Origin of the sequence: Bacillus sp. 3255, from assembly GCF_031456485.1 — a bacterium.
GTDB lineage: Bacteria > Bacillota > Bacilli > Paenibacillales > NBRC-103111 > Paenibacillus_E.
The window spans coordinates 53,031-60,036 of sequence record NZ_JAVDUS010000034.1; the positions used below are offsets into that span (position 1 = coordinate 53,031).

Sequence of the window (7,006 nt, forward strand, 5' to 3'; positions counted from 1 at the left end):
GTAAATGACAACGATCAAACCTCATGGCGGCGAATTAGTAAATCGCCAGGTTCCGGCTGAGCAAAGAGAAGTGCTGCTTCAACACGCAGCATCCCTGAAGCAAATTCGTGTGAACTCTTGGACAATTTCCGACTTGGTTTTGATTGGTGTGGGCGCGTTCTCGCCTTTGACAGGCTTTATGGATGAAGCTGACTATAACTCCGTTGTAGAAACAATGCGCCTAGCGGATGGTACGGTATGGAGCATACCGATTACACTTTCCATTGCGCCTGAAGTGGCTGCAACGATCACAGTTGGTGAAGAAGTCGCTCTTGTTGGCGAAGAAGATGGCGTCCTATACGCTCTTCTGAACACGACAAGCATTTACGAAGTAGACCTAATGAATGAAGCTGTGAAAGTTTTCAAAACGGGCGATGCCGCTCATCCGGGCGTTGAGAAATTGTTCTCACGCTCTTCTACGAATATCGGAGGACCGATTCGGCTGTTGAATCGTCCGAAACGGAAGAAGTTTGAGGAGTTTTACTATGACCCGGCAGAGACACGCCGTATTTTTGCCGACAAAGGCTGGAAAACCGTCGTAGGATTCCAGACCCGTAACCCGGTTCATCGCGCGCACGAATATATTCAGAAATCAGCCATGGAGATCGTCGATGCCCTGTTCCTTAATCCGCTTGTAGGAGAAACGAAATCCGACGATATCTCGGCTGACGTACGCATGAGAAGTTACCTGGTGCTCCTGGATAACTACTATCCGAAGGATCGCACGTTCTTAGGGGTATATCCGGCTGCGATGCGTTATGCAGGCCCCCGAGAAGCGATACTGCACGCGATCGTACGCAGAAACTATGGCTGTACCCACTTCATCGTTGGACGCGACCACGCGGGCGTAGGCGATTATTACGGGACGTATGAAGCGCAGCAAATTTTCAGCCATTTTACACCGGAAGAGATGGGCATTACGCCCTTGTTCTTCGAACACAGCTTCTTCTGCACGACATGCGGCAACATGGCATCGAGCAAAACGTGCCCGCACGACAAGTCCGCACATTTGCACCTATCCGGTACGAAGGTTCGTGGTCTGCTCAGGGCCGGCCAATGCCCGCCGCCGGAGTTTACCCGTCCGGAAGTGGCGCAAGTGCTGATAGAAGGGCTTAGAGAGCCGGGATATCAAGCATAAGCCTTGTAAGTCAGGTATATTTGTCCACCTTGTCCCATATAGATGTTACAGAGTCTATGGGGAACAGAGGTGGATTTTTTTATGCGCAAAAGGAAGAAAAGATTGGTCGTTTGGCTGACTTTTCACAGCAGTCTTAAGCTCGCCCTTTCCGTTATGCTGGTCGCTCTTGTCGTCTTCATCTACGCTTATGAGCTGCCGGCAACGAAAACATGGTCGGATTGGCAGCTGCCGCTCTCTGGTAAGACGATTGCGCTTGATGCCGGTCATGGCGGTCCTGACGGCGGTGCCTCCAGTCGGGAAGGCGTGATTGAGAAAGATATTAACTTGGCGATCACTCTGCAGCTGAGGGATTATTTGCAGCAGGCAGGTGCGATTGTTGTCATGACGAGAGAAACGGATACAGACCTGGCGGAGCCGGGGACGAAAGGGTACAGCAAACGAAAGACGGAAGACCTGCATAATCGAGCTGATCTCATTGATGAGAAGAATGCGGATATGTTCCTAAGCGTCCATTTGAACAGTATCCCTTCTCCGAGATGGAAAGGCGCACAAACGTTCTACTACCTGAATAATCCGAACAATTCCAATTTAGCTACGCTGATTCAAGAGGAATTAAAGAAAAACCTGGAGAACACCGACCGCGTCGCGAAACCGGCAGACAGAACGGTCTATCTGCTCAAAACGCTAAAGATGCCAAGCGCGCTGATCGAGGTGGGCTTCCTATCAAATCCGGAAGAAGCTAGACTATTGGCCGATGAGAAGTATCAGAGGAAGGTCGCGGCGTCCATTTATCAGGGTGTGCTGCGATTTTATAGCGGGGAGAAAGTGGGTTCTGAATCATAATGTGATATAATAAAGGCCACTAATGGTTTTACAATGACTGAATAAAGGTGAGTGGCTATGATAAATAAAGATCAGTTGTTAGAAGCTCTGAAGCCTCTGTTAGAGCCGCGGTACAACAAAAGCGTCGTTGAGCTTAATTTGGTGCGCGATATTCTCATCAAAGAGGAAAGCGTCTCGTTAAGCCTGATTGTTGCGGCGGAAGACCAAGCTTATAAAGAGTCATCCGGTTCCTTCATTCGGCAAGCTCTGGAGAAGCTGGGGGTCCCACAGGTTCATATCCGCTATCGGTTAATGACGGATTATGAACGTAACCAGATCGAAGAGGCTTTTCAGCCTGAAGGAAATGCGTCCAAGCAATCCAAGCCTGTACAACCGCCAATTGATCAACCGATTCTGAGCGAAGGCTCCAAGGTTCAATTCATCGCTGTCGCCAGCGGTAAGGGCGGCGTCGGCAAATCGACGGTAACGGTCAATTTGGCCGTAGCTCTTGCTCGTCAAGGGAAGAAGGTAGGCATCATCGATGCCGACATCTATGGTTTCAGTATTCCCGATATGATGGGAATTGAAGAGCAGCCGAAGCTGGTCGATAATGTTATTTATCCAGTCGAAAGGTTTGGCGTCAAAGTCATCTCGATGGGCTTCTTCGTTCAAGATAATGCGCCGGTCATTTGGCGTGGTCCGATGCTGGGCAAAATGCTGCGCAATTTCTTCAACGAAGTCAATTGGGGCGATGTTGAATACATCCTCCTTGATCTTCCGCCAGGGACGGGCGATGTGGCATTGGACGTGCATCAGCTCATTCCGCAAAGCAAAGAGATTATCGTGACGACTCCGCATGCTACCGCAGCGTTCGTAGCTGCTAGAGCGGGAGCGATGGCTGTCCAAACGAATCATGAGATCCTGGGTGTCGTCGAGAATATGGCTTACTACGAGTGCAAAGACTGCGGAAGTAAGGATTACATCTTCGGTAAAGGCGGGGGCGCCAGACTGGCCGATGACTTGCACAGCGAGCTGCTTGCGCAAATTCCGCTTGGAGCTCCAGATAACCACGTATCGGAAATGGATTACTCGCCGTCCGTTTATAAACAAGATTCCCAAACAGGTCAAATCTACCTGGAAGTAGCTGCAAACCTAATCGCCAAATTGGAGAAATAAAATAAAGGCTGGCGGAATAAATCTCCGTCAGCCTTTGTTTGTTATTGGGAATCGGATGAACCTGATTCTTTTTTCTTTTTCTCCGAATCCTCGGAATCGCTCTTCTCTTCCTTCTTCTTCTCATCTCCGCCTTGTTGGCCTTTATCTTCGCCGCCGCTTTTCTTCTCGGCGCTTTTTGCCGTAGGCATTTGTTCAGGCTTGCTTTGCTGAGCGATGGCCGCTTTCAGCAGATCGACCATGTGAGCGCGGAACAATGGGCTTTGGATCGATTCTTCCATAACCGTCATCATCTGTTGACGATATGCCGCAGTTTTCATCACATCGAGCATCATCTTCTCGTAGTCAGGATTTTTCATCACATCGACGAGCGATTTTTGATACTCGGGGTCTTTCAGAAGCTCTTTGAACATCTGTTTGGTTTCTTTCTGAATAGCCTTGGCGAAATCGCCGGCGAACTTAGGATCCTTCATCATATCCGTCAAGAACATATTATTTTCTTTGGCAGTGAGGACATCCTTGACCGCCATCTGCAGCTGGAGGGACTCATTGGCTGAGAGCAGCTTGATTTGTGACTGGCCGGCAACGCCATTGGCTCCGACATCACCGTTCATGATGCTGCGGTTCGCGGCACTGATCGCTTTCTTCCCATCCTCGGATTTCAAAATATCCAGTATCATCGTCTTCTGCTCTTTATACGTCATGCCTTGCGACTGGCCTTGCGATGAGTTATCGGTTCCACACGATGAAAGAAGTAAAGCAATAGCAATTAGCGGCAGAACCATCATTGGGCTTAACTTTCTTATTATCATGAAAGAATGCTCCCTTCCTAGCTTAGTACTGTTAGTATGTGTGGTTAAGGATAGATTATAAGGGCAATTCATTGGCTTTTTATCTCAATCGTTGGTACAATTAACAATTAGAGTTGATGTAGGGGGTAATAAGCTTGACGCTGCGTAAATGGTTCCATTTATTTTGGACAACACTCGTATTAGGTATGGTTGTATCGCTAGGAATTGGACTTATTCTGCAATTTTCCGACAAAGAATTTTCCGTAATGGGCTTATCGGCCGTAGGATTTAATGTCGTCAATATGCTGCTTGGGGGAGCGACGATCAGCGTTCTGAGTCAAATGGGCTTCTTCGCTTATCTGATTGTTAGATTCATAGCGGCTGGAATTATCAGATCCAAAACCGTTTGGGATTTACTTCAATTGACAATTGTTATCGTCGTTCTCATCGATTTGGTCTATCTCCGAATGACGAATTTTGAAGGAAACGGCTCTATGCTGAGCTATTCGGTTCTGCCGCTAATCATATTAGTCATTTCTTTGGCGGTAGCCTATTGGAAAGTGCGGATGACGAACCGGAATGCGTTCATTCCGACACTGTTTTTCATGTGCGCCGTATCTACTTTGGAAGCTGTACCTGCATTGAAGTTGGATAACGCGGCATCCAGTCTTTTTATGCTGGCTCCGCTGCTCGTTTGCAATGCATGGCAAATTCTGATTTTACATAAAATATTGGATAACAAAAAGAGCTAATTCGCATTAGCTCTTTCTTTTTTTATAAGCCTATTAATTGATTTGTTTCATTGCGCGATCTTCAACGGGGGTAGTCTGCACTTCCGTTTGTTTAATCAACTCGCTGACGCTAACGAATTCATATCCTTTGGCTCTCAGCTGATCGATGATGACCGGCAGCGCTTCATGTGTTTGTTGGGAAGAATCACTGGCGTGAAGCAGCACGATATCCCCGGGATGAGCCTTCGAGACGACCCGATTAATAATCGTATCTACACCTTTATTGAGCCAGTCCTGAGAATCCGTATCCCATTGAATAACGGAATATCCCAAGTCGTTGGCGATTCGCAGCACGCGTTTGTCGAAATCGCCGTTAGGAAGGCGAATGAGGTTCGGCTCTTTTCCGACCAATTCAGTCAAAATACCGTGCGCCGTCGTAATTTGTTTGCGAATCTCCTCATCGCTGAGAGTGCTGTAGTTATCGTGCTTATTGCCATGGCTGCCGATTTCATAACCGCTCTTCTTGATATGCTCCACGATCTCTGGATGGCTCTTGCTCCAAGGAGAGGATAAGAAGAAAGTGGCTTGCTGAACGCCTTTTTCCTTCAAAATATTCAGGATCGGTTCGGCCCTCTTCTCTCCCCAGGAAATATCGAAGGTTAGGGCAATGACCTTTCTTTCTGTCTGTACGCTATAGATAGCCGACGGCTCAGCGTTCGAGAAGACCGAAACATTGCTTTGCTCCGAATAGACGATGGCTGCTGCGAATACGATGGCAAGAGCGATAAAGACGTATTGTTTGAATTTCTTGGCGTTTAGTACAAAAAAGTAATTCATGTAGGGCTTGTACCTCCTTCTGCTCATAAATGGGCAAGGCTTGTATACTCTTTATGAAATAATGTATGCTCGTACACACAGCACTTATGCTTCCGAAAATGGAGGAAATCACAATGACATTAAAGCCGCTTTTTCAACATTTTAAAGAAATGAAGCATTACTTTATCGTAGTCGTTCTCGTTTTTGGTTTTAGCTTTTACCTCGGGTGGGCGAATTCCGCTCAGTTTTCCAACTTTCTCGAAGGGCAAATGCAAGGGCTCAAATCCATTAGCCAGTCTTTAAGCAATAAGGAGAATCCGCAGCTATGGTTTTTCATCGTCATTTTTTTGAACAATGCGGTAAAATCAGTAGCCATTATATTCGTCGGTCTCCTTCTGGGTCTACCGCCGCTGTTCATGCTGATCGCCAACGGAATGATACTGGGGTATGTCTTATCGCTGCAGACGCACGAAAGCACTTTATCGATTGTACTTAAGGGCATCTTGCCTCATGGGATCATTGAGATTCCTGTCATTCTATTAGCCTGTGCCTATGGACTTAAACTAGGGATGCTCGTATGGAAGAGCTTTGTTCAGGTATTCATGCCTGCCGAGTTAAGAACGGCGCGTGCAGAGCTGACGAGAACGTTGCGTCTCACTAAGCCGCTAATTGTTGCCATTGTGGTACTTTTGTTGTGTGCGGCAATCATCGAAAGTACGCTTACCTACTGGTTGGTTCATCTGTAAAAATTTTTCAGTCGTCTTGTCATAAAATTGGCAAAAACTGAGCATAACAGTAAAGCAGTCAGGAGCGCAGGTCGTAAGACGGTGCTGAGCGCTGCAAGCAATCCAACTGTAAGTGCCATAAATCTCTACAGTCGAGAGGGGTTTGGATGGATGTATGCTCGGATTTTTGTTCAATGATCGGGAATGTAGAGAATTAGATTATGTATTGCGTAAAGAATTGGATGAAATGCTGTTTGATTTGAATGACAAAAGGATCGACCAAGAAATCAAAGGGGCTATAGAATCCAGATATAAAGTTATCTTCAGGATGTACGCTCGATTAGCGAGTCCCAAGGAAATATCCAAGTATGCGAGAAATCGCAATTACCAAGCGCAAAAAAAATAGGGGGTATGTTCTTGACTTACCCTCTATGTATGTGTTACTTTATAACTCGCCCCAACGAAAGGGACAAGCTGCTTGGAAAAGCGGAAAAAGTTTTTGAAAAAAAACTTGCAATGTCCCGGGCGAATGTGGTATATTAAAAAAGTCGCCGCTAAACAGCGGTGGAAATAATGAAGAGTCATTGATCTTTGAAAACTGAACAACGAGTGAGTAATGCATAAATGAGATTAACAATCTCGCTAGCAAGTCAATTGAGCTTTTCAGATTTTCCCTTTATGGAGAGTTTGATCCTGGCTCAGGACGAACGCTGGCGGCGTGCCTAATACATGCAAGTCGAGCGGAGCACTTCGGTGCTTAGCGGCGGACGG

8 protein-coding genes and 1 rRNA gene are annotated in these 7,006 nt (G+C 46.8%); 7 read left to right on the forward strand and 2 right to left on the reverse strand.

Annotated features, from left to right (window positions below):
* The first annotated feature begins 4 nt into the window (after nucleotides 1-4).
* The 3 genes from sat (at nucleotide 5) to J2X61_RS35065 (ending at nucleotide 3,175) form a co-directional block, all read left to right on the forward strand.
* Nucleotides 5-1,177 (forward strand): sulfate adenylyltransferase, encoded by a 1,173-nt coding sequence (gene sat, locus J2X61_RS35055; protein ID WP_274473250.1) that lies wholly within the window; start codon nucleotides 5-7, stop codon nucleotides 1,175-1,177.
* Nucleotides 1,178-1,258: 81 nt separating this feature from the next.
* The gene (gene cwlD, locus J2X61_RS35060; RefSeq protein WP_274473249.1) at nucleotides 1,259-2,020 is read left to right on the forward strand and encodes an N-acetylmuramoyl-L-alanine amidase CwlD; all 762 of its coding nucleotides are present in this window, start codon (nucleotides 1,259-1,261) and stop codon (nucleotides 2,018-2,020) included.
* A gap of 57 nt (nucleotides 2,021-2,077) precedes the next feature.
* A complete protein-coding gene (locus J2X61_RS35065) occupies nucleotides 2,078-3,175 on the forward strand; it encodes an Mrp/NBP35 family ATP-binding protein (RefSeq protein WP_310194987.1) in 1,098 nt (365 codons plus the stop codon).
* 41 nt (nucleotides 3,176-3,216) lie between these two features.
* On the opposite strand, the gene gerD is transcribed toward J2X61_RS35065, so the two are convergent.
* Nucleotides 3,217-3,984 (reverse strand): spore germination lipoprotein GerD, encoded by a 768-nt coding sequence (gene gerD / locus J2X61_RS35070; RefSeq protein ID WP_310194990.1) that lies wholly within the window; start codon nucleotides 3,982-3,984, stop codon nucleotides 3,217-3,219.
* 134 nt (nucleotides 3,985-4,118) lie between these two features.
* On the opposite strand from gerD, the gene J2X61_RS35075 reads away from it, so the two are divergent.
* On the forward strand, nucleotides 4,119-4,715 hold the full coding sequence (locus tag J2X61_RS35075; protein ID WP_274473245.1) for a KinB-signaling pathway activation protein: 597 nt from the start codon (nucleotides 4,119-4,121) through the stop codon (nucleotides 4,713-4,715).
* Nucleotides 4,716-4,748: 33 nt separating this feature from the next.
* Here J2X61_RS35075 and pdaB read toward each other — a convergent pair whose 3' ends face one another.
* The gene (pdaB, locus tag J2X61_RS35080; protein WP_274473244.1) at nucleotides 4,749-5,531 is read right to left on the reverse strand and encodes a polysaccharide deacetylase family sporulation protein PdaB; all 783 of its coding nucleotides are present in this window, start codon (nucleotides 5,529-5,531) and stop codon (nucleotides 4,749-4,751) included.
* Between the two features lie 113 nt (nucleotides 5,532-5,644).
* On the opposite strand from pdaB, the gene J2X61_RS35085 reads away from it, so the two are divergent.
* The 3 genes from J2X61_RS35085 to J2X61_RS35095 all read left to right on the forward strand — a co-directional run.
* Nucleotides 5,645-6,256, forward strand: coding sequence for a stage II sporulation protein M (locus tag J2X61_RS35085; protein ID WP_274473243.1), 612 nt, complete (start codon nucleotides 5,645-5,647; stop codon nucleotides 6,254-6,256).
* 154 nt (nucleotides 6,257-6,410) lie between these two features.
* Nucleotides 6,411-6,641: a regulator of G-protein signaling domain-containing protein gene (locus J2X61_RS35090; RefSeq protein WP_274473241.1), complete on the forward strand. Its 231-nt coding sequence runs from the start codon at nucleotides 6,411-6,413 to the stop codon at nucleotides 6,639-6,641.
* Nucleotides 6,642-6,910: 269 nt separating this feature from the next.
* Nucleotides 6,911-7,006: ribosomal RNA gene (locus J2X61_RS35095) — 16S ribosomal RNA — on the forward strand; the annotation flags it as partial.

Bases quoted from the DNA above. Each gene is read 5' to 3' on its own strand.
- cwlD (WP_274473249.1), top strand. From the start codon at position 1,259: ATGCGCAAAAGGAAGAAAAGATTGGTCGTTTGGCTGACTTTTCACAGC.
- gerD (WP_310194990.1), bottom strand. From the start codon at position 3,984: ATGATAATAAGAAAGTTAAGCCCAATGATGGTTCTGCCGCTAATTGCT.
- J2X61_RS35085 (WP_274473243.1), top strand. From the start codon at position 5,645: ATGACATTAAAGCCGCTTTTTCAACATTTTAAAGAAATGAAGCATTAC.
- pdaB (WP_274473244.1), bottom strand. From the start codon at position 5,531: ATGAATTACTTTTTTGTACTAAACGCCAAGAAATTCAAACAATACGTC.
- J2X61_RS35090 (WP_274473241.1), top strand. From the start codon at position 6,411: ATGCTCGGATTTTTGTTCAATGATCGGGAATGTAGAGAATTAGATTAT.
- J2X61_RS35065 (WP_310194987.1), top strand. From the start codon at position 2,078: ATGATAAATAAAGATCAGTTGTTAGAAGCTCTGAAGCCTCTGTTAGAG.
- sat (WP_274473250.1), top strand. From the start codon at position 5: ATGACAACGATCAAACCTCATGGCGGCGAATTAGTAAATCGCCAGGTT.